Origin of the sequence: Pseudomonas gingeri, from assembly GCF_013385635.1 — a bacterium.
Taxonomy (GTDB): Bacteria; Pseudomonadota; Gammaproteobacteria; order Pseudomonadales; family Pseudomonadaceae; genus Aquipseudomonas; species Aquipseudomonas gingeri_A.
In genome coordinates, this window is record NZ_JACAPR010000033.1 from 1 (window position 1) to 13,903 (window position 13,903).

Annotated in this window: 15 protein-coding genes; 2 read left to right on the plus strand and 13 right to left on the minus strand. The window is 59.4% G+C overall.

Going from position 1 to position 13,903, the window contains the following annotated elements; genetic code table 11:
• Positions 1 to 73: 73 nt before the first annotated feature.
• Positions 74 to 1,036 carry a GlxA family transcriptional regulator gene (locus HX851_RS31240; RefSeq protein WP_177066137.1) on the minus strand — a complete coding sequence of 321 codons (963 nt, stop codon included), beginning with the start codon at positions 1,034 to 1,036 and terminating at the stop codon, positions 74 to 76.
• A 102-nt stretch (positions 1,037 to 1,138) separates the two neighbouring features.
• On the opposite strand from HX851_RS31240, the gene HX851_RS31245 reads away from it, so the two are divergent.
• Complete coding sequence (locus HX851_RS31245; protein ID WP_017123260.1) at positions 1,139 to 1,429, plus strand: hypothetical protein; 291 nt, start codon at positions 1,139 to 1,141, stop codon at positions 1,427 to 1,429.
• 120 nt (positions 1,430 to 1,549) lie between these two features.
• Here HX851_RS31245 and HX851_RS31250 read toward each other — a convergent pair whose 3' ends face one another.
• Both HX851_RS31250 and HX851_RS31255 read right to left on the minus strand, forming a co-directional pair.
• Entirely contained in the window at positions 1,550 to 2,077 is a 528-nt protein-coding gene (locus HX851_RS31250; RefSeq protein WP_177058173.1) for a single-stranded DNA-binding protein, read from the minus strand.
• Between the two features lie 9 nt (positions 2,078 to 2,086).
• Complete coding sequence (locus HX851_RS31255) at positions 2,087 to 3,484, minus strand: MFS transporter (RefSeq protein WP_177058172.1); 1,398 nt, start codon at positions 3,482 to 3,484, stop codon at positions 2,087 to 2,089.
• A gap of 190 nt (positions 3,485 to 3,674) precedes the next feature.
• Here HX851_RS31255 and uvrA point away from each other — a divergent pair, with 190 nt between their 5' ends.
• Positions 3,675 to 6,509 (plus strand): excinuclease ABC subunit UvrA, encoded by a 2,835-nt coding sequence (gene uvrA, locus HX851_RS31260; protein WP_177058171.1) that lies wholly within the window; start codon positions 3,675 to 3,677, stop codon positions 6,507 to 6,509.
• Between the two features lie 180 nt (positions 6,510 to 6,689).
• On the opposite strand, the gene bfr is transcribed toward uvrA, so the two are convergent.
• From bfr to rplO, 10 genes are all read right to left on the minus strand, one after another.
• Positions 6,690 to 7,154 carry a bacterioferritin gene (gene bfr / locus HX851_RS31265; RefSeq protein ID WP_017123256.1) on the minus strand — a complete coding sequence of 155 codons (465 nt, stop codon included), beginning with the start codon at positions 7,152 to 7,154 and terminating at the stop codon, positions 6,690 to 6,692.
• Positions 7,155 to 7,356: 202 nt separating this feature from the next.
• On the minus strand, positions 7,357 to 8,805 hold the full coding sequence (locus HX851_RS31270; protein ID WP_177058170.1) for a catalase: 1,449 nt from the start codon (positions 8,803 to 8,805) through the stop codon (positions 7,357 to 7,359).
• Between the two features lie 191 nt (positions 8,806 to 8,996).
• Entirely contained in the window at positions 8,997 to 9,383 is a 387-nt protein-coding gene (rplQ, locus tag HX851_RS31275) for a 50S ribosomal protein L17 (protein WP_017123254.1), read from the minus strand.
• 42 nt (positions 9,384 to 9,425) lie between these two features.
• Positions 9,426 to 10,427, minus strand: coding sequence for a DNA-directed RNA polymerase subunit alpha (locus HX851_RS31280; RefSeq protein WP_003176403.1), 1,002 nt, complete (start codon positions 10,425 to 10,427; stop codon positions 9,426 to 9,428).
• Positions 10,428 to 10,449: 22 nt separating this feature from the next.
• Positions 10,450 to 11,070: a 30S ribosomal protein S4 gene (gene rpsD, locus HX851_RS31285; protein ID WP_017123253.1), complete on the minus strand. Its 621-nt coding sequence runs from the start codon at positions 11,068 to 11,070 to the stop codon at positions 10,450 to 10,452.
• Positions 11,071 to 11,088: 18 nt separating this feature from the next.
• The gene (gene rpsK / locus HX851_RS31290; protein ID WP_007924177.1) at positions 11,089 to 11,478 is read right to left on the minus strand and encodes a 30S ribosomal protein S11; all 390 of its coding nucleotides are present in this window, start codon (positions 11,476 to 11,478) and stop codon (positions 11,089 to 11,091) included.
• 30 nt (positions 11,479 to 11,508) lie between these two features.
• Positions 11,509 to 11,865, minus strand: a complete 357-nt coding sequence (rpsM, locus tag HX851_RS31295) for a 30S ribosomal protein S13 (RefSeq protein WP_003186020.1) — start codon at positions 11,863 to 11,865, stop codon at positions 11,509 to 11,511.
• A gap of 129 nt (positions 11,866 to 11,994) precedes the next feature.
• Positions 11,995 to 12,111, minus strand: a complete 117-nt coding sequence (gene rpmJ, locus HX851_RS31300) for a 50S ribosomal protein L36 (RefSeq protein ID WP_002555468.1) — start codon at positions 12,109 to 12,111, stop codon at positions 11,995 to 11,997.
• Between the two features lie 28 nt (positions 12,112 to 12,139).
• On the minus strand, positions 12,140 to 13,468 hold the full coding sequence (secY, locus tag HX851_RS31305) for a preprotein translocase subunit SecY (RefSeq protein ID WP_017123252.1): 1,329 nt from the start codon (positions 13,466 to 13,468) through the stop codon (positions 12,140 to 12,142).
• A complete protein-coding gene (gene rplO / locus HX851_RS31310) occupies positions 13,469 to 13,903 on the minus strand; it encodes a 50S ribosomal protein L15 (RefSeq protein WP_010220318.1) in 435 nt (144 codons plus the stop codon).

Sequence of the window (13,903 nt, forward strand, 5' to 3'; positions counted from 1 at the left end):
AGCGAAGAGGCCCGTGAGATCACGTAACCCTTCGTCGGAGCGCCACACGAGTCAATCGAGCGTCAACCCGCAACTACCGCAGGTTGGCGCGCAGATCCCGGACTCCGCGTCCAAGACGCTGGCGCAATAACGTGCGCAGTGTCGCCCCATCCACGTAGCCGACCTCGGCGGCAATCGCCTCGAGGTCAAGGCCGCTGCCGTGGAGCAGCGATTGCGCGCGCTCGACGCGCAGGTCCTGGAAATAGGACAAGGGCGACTTGCCGAGCACCGCTTCGCAGCGCCGTTGCAGGGTGCGCGGGCTGGTTGCCAGGGCGCTGGCGGCGTCCTGGAGCGAGAAGCCGACCTTGAGATGATCCCGCGCCCAGCGTTCGAAGCGCAGGATCAGCGGGTCCGCCTGGGCCAGGTGATTGGGGATGATGTAGGGCGCCTGCAACGTGCGGATATCAGCCAGCAGGTAGCGGGAAACCATTTCCGCCAGCTCCGGGCTGGCCCGGCGTATCAACCACAGGCCGAGATCGAGATGCCCCATCGCGGCACCCGCCGTAACACCGACCGCGGTGGGCACCAGCATGCGCGATTCGTCGAGCAGGACTTTCGGGTAACGCTGCCGGAACAGAGGGGCAAGCCACCAGGTGGTGGTCGCTTCTCGATGATCGAGCAGGCCGATGTCCGCGAGCAGAAAGGTGCCGATACAGGACGCCGCCAACAGCGCGCCCTCGGCATGCCATTTCAGCAACTGCACCTTGGCCGCCTTCACATCCGCTCGCTCAAGGGCCGGCACCAGGACATCAGGGGTTCCCGTACCCAGCGCCGGGACGATCACCCAGTCCGGCGTCGAGTTCGCCGAGATGGCCTGGACGGGTACAAGCAATCCCTGGCCGGTGCGGACCTTCCTGCGCACGCCCACGAGCGATACGTCGAACATCGGCCCTGCGCCCTGCCCCGCGGAAAACTTGTTGGCCAGGCTGAACGCATCCAGCAGGACGGTCAGCCCGGTATCGAATACGCCTTCGAGGGCGAGCACGGAAATCTTCATGGCGTGAATGACTACAAAGTTGTCATTTACGACGATACCAGCTTCGGCTTCGCAAGCCTAGATTGAGCGCTCCAAACATCACTATCCACGAGGAAGTCACTGATGAAAGTTTTCGCGATCGGCTCAATCAACGAACTCACCCAAGAGCAGAAGCAGCAACACCTGCCGAGCGAAGTCCCGGCCACGCTCAAGCTCTACCTCGGCGGCCAGATCGAACAATTCTGGTTCCGTGAAGACCGGCCCGGCGTGGTTTTCCTGATGAACGTGGAGGCCCTCGACCAAGCCAGGGCGGCGGTCAATGCACTGCCACTCACCGTGGCCGGATTGATGACCTTCGAATTTATCCAGGTCGGTCCGCTGGCGCCGTTGGGGTTGTTGATTCAGGGGCAGTAGACGCCACGGGGATTTCTACGAGGCCCGCTGCGGCATGCAGAAATTACCCCACCCGGAAACAACAAACCCGCAGAGGTCATCTGCGGGTTTGTCTGCTTTCAGGCAACGAAATAATCGTGCTTAGAACGGAATATCGTCATCAAAGCTGTCGAAATCCGGAGCCGGCTGCGGTGCGGCCTGCTGTGGCGCCGGACGCGATTGCTGCGGGGCCGACTGCTGTGGGCGCGATTGCTGCGGGCGTGGAGCCTGCTGGCGTGGCGCGGACTGATCGTAGTTGCCGCCACCTTGTTGGTCGCCCTGTTGTGGACGGCCGCCCAGCAGCTGCATGGTGCCCTGCATGTCGACGATGATCTCGGTGGTGTAGCGCTTGATACCGTCTTTTTCCCACTCGCGGGTCTGCAACTTGCCTTCGATGTACACCTGCGAACCCTTGCGCAGGTACTCGCCGGCGATTTCGGCAACCTTGCCGAACATCGAGACACGGTGCCATTCGGTCTTTTCGACTTTCTGACCGGTCTGCTTGTCGGTCCATTGTTCGCTGGTCGCCAGACTCAGGTTGGTCACGGCGTTGCCGTTAGGCAGGTAGCGAACTTCAGGATCCTGGCCGCAAGTACCGACCAATATGACTTTGTTAACCCCACGGGCCATAACGTTCTCCTAGGCTTCGCACGCTTGCGACGCCGGTTCATTGACCAGGCGCTCAAGGGTCGTGCGATCCAACAATTCGGTGTCCAATTTGATGTAAATGGCAGCTTCTTCGGCCACCACCACTGCATCTGTTACCCCTACGACGGCCAACAGGCGCTCGACCAGACCGGCTTCGCGGATCGCTTCGGGCGATAACGGCACGCGCAGGCTGGTCACGTAGGGAGGTTCGCGCATGGTAACAGCAAAGGCCAGCCAGAGGGCAGCCAGACCGGCGCATCCAAGGAATACCGCCGACAAACCGCCATGCTGGAACATCCAGCCGCCCAGAATACCGCCGAGTGCCGAGCCAAGGAACTGGCTGGTGGAGTACACCCCCATCGCCGTGCCCTTGCCACCGGCCGGTGAAACCTTGCTGATCAGCGACGGCAGCGAAGCTTCCAGCAGGTTGAAGGCGATGAAGAACACCACCGTACCGATCACCAGGGCCCGCAGACTGTTGCCGAACTCCCAGAAGAATAGCTCAGTGAGCATCAGCGTCGTCACCGCGCCGAGTAAAACTCGTTTCATTTTGCGTTTCTTCTCGCCGTAGATGATGAACGGAATCATCGCGAAGAAAGAAATCAGCAAGGCGGTCAGGTACACCCACCAGTGTTGCTCCTTGGGCAGGCCGGCCTTTTCCACCAGCGCCAGGGGCAAGGCGACGAAGCTGGACATCAGCATCGCGTGCAGCACGAAGATACCCAGGTCCAGACGCAGCAGGTCCGGGTGCTTGAGCGTCGGGATCAGCGCCTGGCGCGCCACACCGGATTCACGATGCTGCAACGGCCCGGTGGCCTTGGGCACCATGAAGGCAACGATCAGGATGCCCACCAGCGCCATGCCGCCGGTCGCCAGGAACAGCCCCGACAAGCCGAAGGCGCGGGTCAGCAAGGGGCCGACGACCATCGCCACGGCAAACGACAGGCCGATGGTCATGCCGATCATGGCCATGGCCTTGGTCCGGTGCTGTTCGCGGGTAAGGTCGGAGAGCAAGGCCATGACCGCCGCGGAAATCGCCCCGGCACCTTGCAGGACCCGGCCGGCGATCACGCCCCAGATCGAGTCGGCATTGGCCGCCAGCACGCTGCCGAGGGCAAACACGATCAGCCCCAGGTAGATCACCGGGCGTCGGCCGATACGGTCGGAAATGATCCCGAACGGGATCTGGAACAGTGCCTGGGTCAGGCCATAGGCGCCGATGGCCAGGCCGATCAGTGCGGGGGTCGCGCCGGCGAGATCCATCCCATAGGTCGCCAGGACCGGCAAGACCATGAACATGCCGAGCATGCGGAATGCGAACACCAGGGCCAGACCACCTGCCGCGCGGGTCTCGCCGCCACTCATGCGTTCGCTGTGGGGATCGTGCATGGAAAAACCTCGTGTGAACCGGCGGCGATTCTATCAGTCCCATCGTTTGAGGGGGTATAGGGCGACGCTTTGTCGCGAACTCGTTCAGCATCCTGTCATGCAAGCCTGCGATGCTGTGTCGCAATAGTGTGCATCCATCCAGTATTTAGCCTTATACTCCTGCGTTTACCGCCCGCCGTGCGAGGCCACTTTGGACAAGATCCTGATTCGTGGGGCTCGAACCCACAACCTGAAGAATATCGACCTGACCCTGCCCCGGGACAAGCTGATCGTGATCACCGGCCTGTCCGGGTCCGGCAAGTCTTCCCTGGCGTTCGATACCCTGTACGCCGAAGGCCAGCGCCGCTATGTCGAGTCGCTGTCGGCCTACGCCCGGCAATTCCTGTCGATGATGGAAAAGCCCGACGTCGACACCATCGAAGGCCTGTCGCCGGCAATCTCCATCGAGCAGAAATCGACCTCGCACAACCCACGTTCGACGGTTGGTACCATCACCGAGATCTACGACTACCTGCGCCTGCTGTACGCCCGCGTGGGTACGCCGCGCTGCCCGGACCACGATATCCCGCTGGAAGCGCAGACCGTCAGCCAGATGGTCGACCTGGTCCTCGCCCAACCCGAGGGCGCCAAGCTGATGCTGCTGGCGCCGGTGATCCGCGAACGCAAGGGCGAGCACCTGTCGGTGTTCGAAGAACTGCGGGCCCAGGGCTTCGTCCGGGCACGGGTCAACGGCCGGCTCTGCGAACTGGACGAAGTGCCCAAGCTCGACAAACAGAAGAAGCACTCCATCGATGTGGTGGTCGACCGCTTCAAGGTCCGCAGCGACCTGCAACAACGCCTGGCCGAGTCATTCGAGACCGCGCTGAAGCTGGCGGACGGCATCGCCCTGGTGGCTCCGATGGACGACGAGCCGGGCGAGGAGATGATCTTCTCCGCGCGCTTCGCCTGCCCGATCTGCGGCCATGCCATCAGCGAGCTGGAACCCAAGCTGTTCTCCTTCAACAACCCGGCCGGCGCCTGCCCGACCTGTGACGGCCTGGGGGTGAAGCAGTTCTTCGACATCAAGCGCCTGGTCAATGGCGAGCTGACCCTGGCCGAAGGGGCGATACGCGGCTGGGACCGACGCAACGTCTATTACTTCCAGATGCTCGGGTCGCTGGCATCGCACTACGGCTTCAGCCTGGAAGTGCCGTTCAACACGTTGCCGGCCGACCAGCAGAAGCTGCTCCTGCAAGGCAGCGGCAGCCAGAACGTCGACTTCAAGTACCTCAACGACCGGGGCGATATCGTCAAGCGCTCGCACCCGTTCGAAGGCATCGTGCCAAACCTGGAGCGTCGCTATCGCGAAACCGAATCAGCCACCGTGCGCGAGGAACTGGCCAAGTTCCTCAGCACCCAGCCGTGCCCGGATTGTCGCGGCACCCGCCTGCGTCGCGAGGCGCGGCATGTATGGGTCGGCGAGAAGACCCTGCCCGCCGTGACCAACCTGCCGATCGGTGATGCCACCGATTACTTCGGTACGCTGAAACTGACCGGGCGACGCGGTGAAATCGCCGACAAGATTCTCAAGGAAATCCGCGAGCGCTTGCAGTTCCTCGTCAACGTCGGCCTGGACTACCTGACCCTCGATCGCAGTGCCGACACGCTGTCCGGCGGTGAAGCCCAGCGTATCCGCCTGGCCAGCCAGATCGGCGCCGGCCTGGTCGGGGTGATGTACATCCTCGACGAACCGTCCATCGGCCTACACCAGCGCGACAACGACCGCCTGCTGGGCACCCTGAAGCACCTGCGCGACATCGGCAACACGGTGATCGTCGTCGAACACGACGAGGACGCCATTCGCCTGGCGGACTACGTGGTGGACATCGGCCCGGGTGCCGGTGTGCATGGCGGGCATATCGTCGCCCAGGGCACCGCGGCCGAAGTCATGGCGCATCCGGATTCCCTGACCGGCAAGTACCTGTCGGGTCGGGTGAAGATCGCCGTGCCGGCCAAACGCACGCCGCGCAACAAGAAGCTGTCGCTGACCCTCAAGGGCGCCCGCGGCAACAACCTGCGCAATGTCGACCTGGAGATTCCGATCGGCCTGCTGACCTGCGTGACCGGCGTGTCCGGCTCGGGCAAGTCGACACTGATCAACAACACCCTGTTCCCCCTCAGTGCCACCGCCCTCAATGGCGCGACGACGCTGGAAGCCGCGGCCCACGACAGCATCAACGGCCTGCAGCACCTGGACAAGGTGGTGGATATCGACCAGAGCCCGATCGGCCGTACCCCGCGCTCGAACCCGGCGACCTACACCGGTCTGTTCACGCCGATCCGCGAGCTGTTCTCCGGCGTGCCGGAATCCCGCTCCCGGGGCTACGGGCCGGGGCGCTTCTCGTTCAACGTCAAGGGCGGGCGCTGCGAGGCCTGCCAGGGCGACGGCCTGATCAAGGTCGAGATGCACTTCCTGCCGGACATCTATGTCCCGTGCGACGTCTGCAAGAGCAAGCGCTACAACCGCGAGACTCTGGAGATCAAGTACAAGGGCAAGAGCATCCACGAGGTGCTGGAGATGACCATCGAGGAGGCGCGGGAGTTCTTCGATGCAGTACCGGCCCTGGCGCGCAAGCTGCAGACGCTGATGGACGTCGGCCTGTCGTATATCAAGCTGGGGCAATCGGCGACCACCCTGTCCGGTGGCGAGGCGCAGCGGGTCAAGCTGTCCCGCGAGCTGTCCAAGCGCGATACCGGCAAGACCCTGTATATCCTCGACGAGCCGACTACCGGCCTGCACTTCGCGGATATCCAGCAGTTGCTCGACGTGCTGCACCGCCTGCGCGACCACGGCAATACCGTGGTGGTGATCGAGCACAACCTGGATGTGATCAAGACCGCCGACTGGCTGGTGGACCTTGGGCCTGAAGGTGGTTCGAAGGGCGGGCAGATCATTGCCGTGGGGACACCGGAGCAGGTCGCGGAGATGCCACAATCCCATACCGGGCATTATCTGAAGCCGCTGTTGCTGCGCGACCGGGCGTAAAGCGGTGAAATGAAAAAGCCCCTGTCATCAAGTGGTGACAGGGGCTTTTTCATTGAGGCTGAAATGGCTATCACCAGCAAGCCGGTTCCTACAAGGGTCAGGTATGGCGACACCTCTGCGGTGAACGCCAAACTGTAGGAGCCGGCTTGCCGGCGATCCGCTGCGCAGCAGCGGCCATTCTCAGAACTGCGATTGCAGGTAATTCTCCAACCCGATGGACTGGATCAGACCCAACTGTTTCTCCAACCAGTAGGTGTGATCCTCTTCGGTATCGGCCAACTGCACGCGCAGGATCTCGCGAGTCACATAGTCCTTGTGCTGCTCGCAAAGCTTGATGCCTTTGCACAGGGCGGCACGCACCTTGTATTCCAGGCGCAGGTCGCTGGCGAGCATCTCGGGCACGGTGGTGCCGGTGTCGAGGTCGTCGGGGCGCATGCGTGGCGTGCCTTCGAGCATCAGGATCCGACGGATCAAGGCATCGGCGTGTTGCGCCTCCTCTTCCATTTCGTGATTGATGCGCTCGTAGAGCTTGCTGAAGCCCCAGTCCTCATACATCCGCGAATGGATGAAATATTGATCACGGGCTGCCAGTTCACCGGTCAGCAACGTGTTGAGGTAATCGATTACGTCCGGGTGACCTTGCATCGCCCTACATCTCCCTGCTTGAAAGTCTGTAGTTTGAACCAAGCTGGCCGGAAGGTCACTGTAAAAACAGCAGAAAAGTAAGAAATAGCAGAGAAAAATCGTCGAACAGAAGCGAAAAACCGCCCAAATGAGGGCGGTTCTGCTTATCGTTTAGACTTACTTGAGCACTACTTACTTAAGTGCGACTTAACTTAAGTGCGACTTACTTAAGTGCTACGCCCAGCGCCTTCGCGATGCCTTCTCCGTAAGCCGGGTCGGCCTGGAAGAAGTACTGCAGCTGACGCTGCACCACATCGGCGGTAACGCCCGCCATTGCACCGGCAATGTTGTTGATCAGCAGGGTTTTCTGCTCATCGTTCATCAAGCGGAACAGTGCACCGGCGTGACTGAAGTAGTCGCTATCTTCGCGATGATCGTAACGATCCGCTGCACCGCTCAGGGCCAGGGCCGGCTCAGCGTAGCGAGGAGCCTGTTTCGGCGCATCGGCGTAGCTGTTGGGCTCGTAGTTCGGCGCAGCGCCACCGTTGCTGCCAAAGGCCATGGAGCCGTCGCGCTGGTAGCTGTTAACCGGGCTGCGTGGCGCGTTCACCGGCAGTTGCTGGTGATTGGTACCGACACGGTAGCGATGGGCATCAGCGTAGGCGAAGACACGACCTTGCAGCATGCGGTCCGGCGACAGACCGACACCTGGAACCATATTGCTCGGGCCGAATGCCGCCTGCTCGACTTCAGCGAAGTAGTTCAGTGGGTTGCGGTTCAGTTCCAGTTCACCGACCTCGATCAGCGGGAACTCTTTCTGCGACCAGGTCTTGGTCACGTCGAACGGGTTCTCGTAATGCGCCGCGGCCTGGGCCTCGGTCATGATCTGGATGCAGACACTCCATTTCGGGAAGTCACCGCGCTCGATGGCATTGAACAAGTCACGCTGGGCGTAGTCCGGATCGGTACCCGCCAGGCGCGCCGCATCGGCCGGGGCCAGGTTCTTGATGCCTTGCTTGGTCTTGTAGTGCCATTTCACCCAGTGACGCTCGCCCTTGGCGTTGATCAGGCTGTAGGTGTGACTGCCGAAACCGTGCATATGGCGGTAGCCGTCCGGAATCCCGCGATCCGAGAACAGGATGGTGACCTGGTGCAGCGCCTCGGGCGAGTGCGACCAGAAGTCCCACATCATCTGCGCGCTCTTCAGGTTGCTTTGCGGCAGGCGCTTCTGGGTGTGGATAAAGTCCGGAAACTTCAACGGGTCGCGAATGAAGAACACAGGAGTGTTGTTACCCACGATGTCCCAGTTGCCTTCCTCGGTGTAGAACTTAAGGGCGAAACCACGTGGATCACGCTCGGTATCGGCCGAACCGCGCTCGCCACCCACGGTGGAGAAGCGCAGGAAGGTCGGGGTTTGTTTACCCACGGACTCGAACAGTTTGGCGCTGGTGTATTGGGTGATGTCCCTGGAGACAGTGAAAGTCCCGTAGGCGCCCGAGCCCTTGGCGTGTACGCGGCGCTCAGGGATGTTTTCGCGGTTGAAGTGGGCAAGCTTCTCGATCAGGTGAAAGTCGTCGAGCAGCAACGGGCCACGAGGGCCGGCGGAACGGGAATTCTGGTTATCGGCAACGGGCGCGCCGCTGGCGGTAGTAAGCGTTTTGTTCTGGCTCATGCTCATCCTTCCTCTCTCGGTCTTGGTGCTGCCGGCTAATCGGCTGAGAAGGAGTATTGACCATGAAGATGACAGGTACAAATTCATTAAATGATGCCAGACGATAGCAAGGAACTATCGAACCGTGACCACTTATTAACAGGCACAAAAAACCGGGCGCCAGGCCCGGTTCTTCGTTTCAGACTGACGTCTTACTCGGCGGATACAGCTTCGCCGGCAGTAGCACGATCAACCAACTCGACGTACGCCATAGGCGCGTTGTCGCCAGCGCGGAAACCGCACTTGAGGATGCGCAGGTAGCCACCCTCACGGGTAGCGTAACGCTTGCCCAGGTCGTTGAAGAGCTTACCAACGATAGCTTTCGAACGAGTACGGTCGAAAGCCAGACGGCGGTTAGCCAGGCTGTCTACTTTGGCCAGAGTGATCAGCGGCTCGGCAACGCGGCGCAGTTCTTTGGCTTTTGGCAGAGTCGTTTTGATCAGCTCGTGCTCGAACAGCGACACCGCCATGTTTTGAAACATGGCCTTGCGGTGCGAGCTGGTGCGGCTCAGGTGACGACCACTTTTACGATGACGCATGGTTCATTCCTTACCAAACACTACGTTCGGTGATTACGACGATCAGGCAGTCGCCTTGTCGTCCTTCTTAAGACTTGCAGGCGGCCAGTTGTCGAGGCGCATGCCGAGGGACAGACCGCGGGAGGCCAGAACGTCCTTGATTTCAGTCAAGGATTTCTTGCCCAGGTTCGGAGTCTTCAACAGCTCTACTTCGGTACGCTGAATCAGGTCGCCGATGTAGTAGATGTTTTCCGCCTTAAGGCAGTTAGCCGAACGTACAGTCAGTTCCAGATCGTCAACCGGGCGAAGCAGGATCGGATCGATCTCGTCTTCCTGCTCGATAACCACTGGCTCACTGTCACCCTTGAGGTCGACGAACGCAGCCAACTGCTGTTGCAGGATGGTTGCAGCGCGGCGGATAGCCTCTTCAGGATCCAGAGTACCGTTGGTTTCCAGATCAATAACCAGTTTGTCCAGGTTGGTACGCTGCTCGACACGGGCGTTTTCCACCACGTATGCGATACGGCGAACCGGGCTGAACGAAGAGTCGAGCTGCAAGCGACCGATGCTGCGGCTTTCGTCTTCATCGCTCTGACGCGAGTCTGCTGGTTCATAACCACGACCACGAGCTACGGTGAGCTTCATGTTCAAGGCGCCGTTAGACGCCAGGTTGGCGATTACGTGATCGGGGTTAACGATCTCGACATCATGATCCAGCTGAATATCGGCAGCGGTAACCACCCCCGAACCCTTCTTCGACAAGGTCAGCGTAACTTCGTCACGGCCGTGCAGCTTGATAGCCAGACCTTTAAGGTTCAACAGGATTTCAATGACGTCTTCCTGTACACCTTCGATGGCGCTGTACTCGTGGAGCACACCGTCAATCTCGGCCTCGACTACTGCACAGCCTGGCATTGAGGACAACAGGATGCGGCGCAGCGCGTTGCCCAGGGTGTGGCCAAAACCACGCTCGAGAGGCTCGAGAGTGATTTTAGCGCGGGTTGGACTGACAACCTGCACGTCAATGTGACGGGGTGTCAGGAACTCATTTACCGAAATCTGCATGGATGCACCTATTTTCTAGCCCTTACTTGGAGTAGAGCTCGACAATCAGGCTTTCGTTGATGTCGGCGGAGAGGTCACTGCGAGCAGGAACGTTCTTGAAAACGCCCGACTTCTTCTCAGTGTCCACTTCTACCCATTCTACGCGGCCACGCTGGGCACACAGATCGAGAGCCTGGACAATGCGCAGTTGATTCTTAGCTTTCTCACGAATAGCTACCACGTCACCAGCACGAACCTGGTAGGACGGGACGTTGACGGTTTTGCCGTTAACGCTGATCGACTTGTGCGATACCAGTTGACGGGATTCGGCACGAGTCGAGCCAAAACCCATACGGTATACAACGTTGTCCAGACGGCATTCGAGCAGTTGCAGCAGGTTTTCACCAGTTGCGCCTTTACGGCCGGCAGCTTCTTTGTAGTAGCCGCTGAACTGACGCTCAAGAACGCCATAAATACGACGGACCTTCTGCTTTTCACGCAGTTGGGTGCCGTAGTCGGACTGGCGACCGCGGCGTTGGCCGTGGATACCAGGTGCTGCTTCGATGTTGCACTTGGATTCGATAGCGCGCACGCCGCTCTTCAGGAAGAGATCGGTGCCTTCGCGACGAGCCAGTTTGCATTTTGGACCAATGTAACGAGCCATTCTTTACAATCTCCTGGATTACACGCGGCGCTTCTTCGGCGGACGGCACCCGTTGTGCGGGATTGGCGTCACGTCGGTGATGCTGGCGATCTTATAGCCACAGCCGTTCAATGCACGGACAGCGGACTCACGACCTGGACCTGGACCTTTGACATTGACGTCGAGGTTTTTCAGGCCGTATTCCAGCGCAGCTTGACCAGCACGTTCAGCAGCTACTTGAGCAGCGAACGGGGTGGACTTGCGGGAACCGCGGAAACCCGAACCACCGGAGGTAGCCCAGGAAAGAGCGTTACCTTGACGGTCGGTAATGGTCACGATGGTGTTGTTGAAAGACGCGTGGATGTGGGCGATGCCATCAACCACTGTCTTTTTGATTTTCTTACGAGGACGAGCAGCAGGTTTTGCCATGACTAGATTCCTGTCGATTCGCTGGTGCGATTACTTGCGGATCGGCTTACGCGGACCTTTGCGAGTACGCGCGTTGGTCTTGGTACGCTGACCGCGTACTGGCAGACCACGACGATGGCGCAGACCGCGGTAGCAGCCCAGGTCCATCAAGCGTTTGATTTTCATGTTGATTTCGCGACGCAGGTCACCTTCAGTGGTGAACTTCGCCACTTCGCCACGCAGCTGTTCAATCTGCTCGTCGCTCAGATCCTTGATCTTTGCGGCTGGGTTGACCCCAGTCACTGCACAAATTTTCTGTGCAGTAGTGCGACCAACACCATAGATGTAGGTCAGCGAGATAACAGTGTGCTTGTTATCTGGAATGTTAACGCCTGCAATACGGGCCATTCAGTGGGACTCCAATTGACAGCTACCTACGCCCCGGAAGCCAAGAAATAGGGCGCGAGATAATATCGCTGTAATAACAAATAATCAACCCAGCAGCGCACTAGCTGCTGGGCTTCAAGCAGATCACACTCAGCCTTGGCGCTGTTTGTGACGCGGTTCCGCGCTGCAAATTACTCGAACCACACCTTCGCGGCGAATAATCTTGCAGTTACGGCACAGCTTTTTCACCGATGCACGAACTTTCATCACCAACTCCTCGAACCTTATGGGTGCTTCAGCGCAGCATGCCGCTGCCGTAGCCCTTCAGGTTGGCTTTCTTCATCAGGGATTCGTACTGGTGCGAAACGAGGTGCGATTGCACTTGGGACATAAAGTCCATCACAACCACGACCACGATCAGCAACGAGGTCCCGCCAAGGTAGAACGGAACGTTTGCCGCAACCACCAGGAACTGGGGCAGCAGGCACACGGCCGTCATATAAAGAGCACCGAACATGGTCAAACGAGTCAGAACGCCATCAATGTAGCGCGCCGACTGCTCGCCTGGACGGATGCCCGGAATAAAGGCACCGGACTTCTTCAGGTTTTCCGCTACGTCTTTCGGATTGAACATCAACGCCGTATAGAAGAAGCAGAAGAAAATAATCCCTGCACTAAACAGCAGAATATTCAACGGCTGACCAGGAGCGATCGACTGCGAGATGTCCTGCAACCAGCCCATACCTTCAGACTGACCGAACCAGGCACCCAACGAAGCCGGGAACAGCAAAATGCTGCTCGCGAAGATAGCAGGAATTACACCGGCCATATTCACTTTCAGCGGCAAGTGGCTGGTCTGCGCGGCGAAGACCTTGCGGCCCTGCTGACGCTTGGCGTAGTGAACAGCAATACGACGCTGGCCACGCTCAATGAACACCACGAAACCGATGATCGCTACTGCCAGCAAACCGATGGCAACCAGGGCAAAAATATTGATATCACCCTGACGTGCAGACTCGAAAGACTGCCCGATCGCTCTCGGAAGACCGGCGACGATACCCGAAAAAATCAACATCGAGATACCGTTACCCACACCGCGCTCTGTAATCTGCTCACCCAGCCACATCATGAACATCGCACCGGCCACGAACGTGGACACTGCAACGAAATGGAAGCCGAAGTCACCAGTAAAAGCGACGCCCTGACCAGCCAGACCAATGGACATGCCAATGGCTTGAACAAGGGCCAGGACGACGGTGCCATAGCGGGTGTATTGGCTGATCTTGCGACGACCAGCCTCACCTTCCTTCTTCAACTGCTCCAGCTGCGGGCTGACGGCGGTCATCAGTTGCATGATGATCGATGCCGAAATGTACGGCATGATCCCCAGTGCAAAGATGCTCATCCGCTCCAGCGCGCCGCCGGAAAACATGTTGAACAAGCTAAGAATGGTCCCCTCATTCTGTCGAAACAGGTCCGCCAGCCGGTCCGGGTTGATACCTGGAACTGGGATGTGTGCGCCTATCCGGTAGACGATAATCGCCAGGAATAGAAAACGCAGTCGAGCCCAGAGCTCGGATAACCCGCCTTTGCTGAGCGCTGAGAGAGCACCTTGCTTAGCCATTTATTCCTCGAACTTGCCGCCAGCTGCTTCGATAGCCGCACGCGCACCTTTGGTGGCGGCGATGCCCTTGATAGTTACAGCGCGAGTCACTTCGCCCGACAGCATGATTTTCACACGCTGTACGTTCTGGTTGATCACGTTGGCATCTTTCAGGGACTGCACGGTAACGACGTCGCCTTCCACTTTGGCCAGCTCGGACAGACGCACTTCTGCGCGATCCATGGCTTTCAGGGAAACGAAACCGAACTTCGGCAGGCGACGATGCAGCGGCTGTTGACCGCCTTCAAAGCCTGGAGCGATGGTGCCACCGGAGCGGGAAGTCTGACCTTTGTGACCACGGCCACCAGTCTTACCCAAACCACTACCGATACCACGGCCCGGACGATGCTTTTCGCGACGGGAACCCGGCGCTGGACTCAGATCATTGAGTTTCAT

Coding starts and splice junctions, on each gene's coding strand:
- HX851_RS31240 (WP_177066137.1), bottom strand. CDS start 1,036: ATGAAGATTTCCGTGCTCGCCCTCGAAGGCGTATTCGATACCGGGCTG.
- HX851_RS31245 (WP_017123260.1), top strand. CDS start 1,139: ATGAAAGTTTTCGCGATCGGCTCAATCAACGAACTCACCCAAGAGCAG.
- HX851_RS31250 (WP_177058173.1), bottom strand. CDS start 2,077: ATGGCCCGTGGGGTTAACAAAGTCATATTGGTCGGTACTTGCGGCCAG.
- HX851_RS31255 (WP_177058172.1), bottom strand. CDS start 3,484: ATGCACGATCCCCACAGCGAACGCATGAGTGGCGGCGAGACCCGCGCG.
- bfr (WP_017123256.1), bottom strand. CDS start 7,154: ATGCAAGGTCACCCGGACGTAATCGATTACCTCAACACGTTGCTGACC.
- HX851_RS31270 (WP_177058170.1), bottom strand. CDS start 8,805: ATGAGCCAGAACAAAACGCTTACTACCGCCAGCGGCGCGCCCGTTGCC.
- rplQ (WP_017123254.1), bottom strand. CDS start 9,383: ATGCGTCATCGTAAAAGTGGTCGTCACCTGAGCCGCACCAGCTCGCAC.
- HX851_RS31280 (WP_003176403.1), bottom strand. CDS start 10,427: ATGCAGATTTCGGTAAATGAGTTCCTGACACCCCGTCACATTGACGTG.
- rpsD (WP_017123253.1), bottom strand. CDS start 11,070: ATGGCTCGTTACATTGGTCCAAAATGCAAACTGGCTCGTCGCGAAGGC.
- rpsK (WP_007924177.1), bottom strand. CDS start 11,478: ATGGCAAAACCTGCTGCTCGTCCTCGTAAGAAAATCAAAAAGACAGTG.
- rpsM (WP_003186020.1), bottom strand. CDS start 11,865: ATGGCCCGTATTGCAGGCGTTAACATTCCAGATAACAAGCACACTGTT.
- rpmJ (WP_002555468.1), bottom strand. CDS start 12,111: ATGAAAGTTCGTGCATCGGTGAAAAAGCTGTGCCGTAACTGCAAGATT.
- secY (WP_017123252.1), bottom strand. CDS start 13,468: ATGGCTAAGCAAGGTGCTCTCTCAGCGCTCAGCAAAGGCGGGTTATCC.
- rplO (WP_010220318.1), bottom strand. CDS start 13,903: ATGAAACTCAATGATCTGAGTCCAGCGCCGGGTTCCCGTCGCGAAAAG.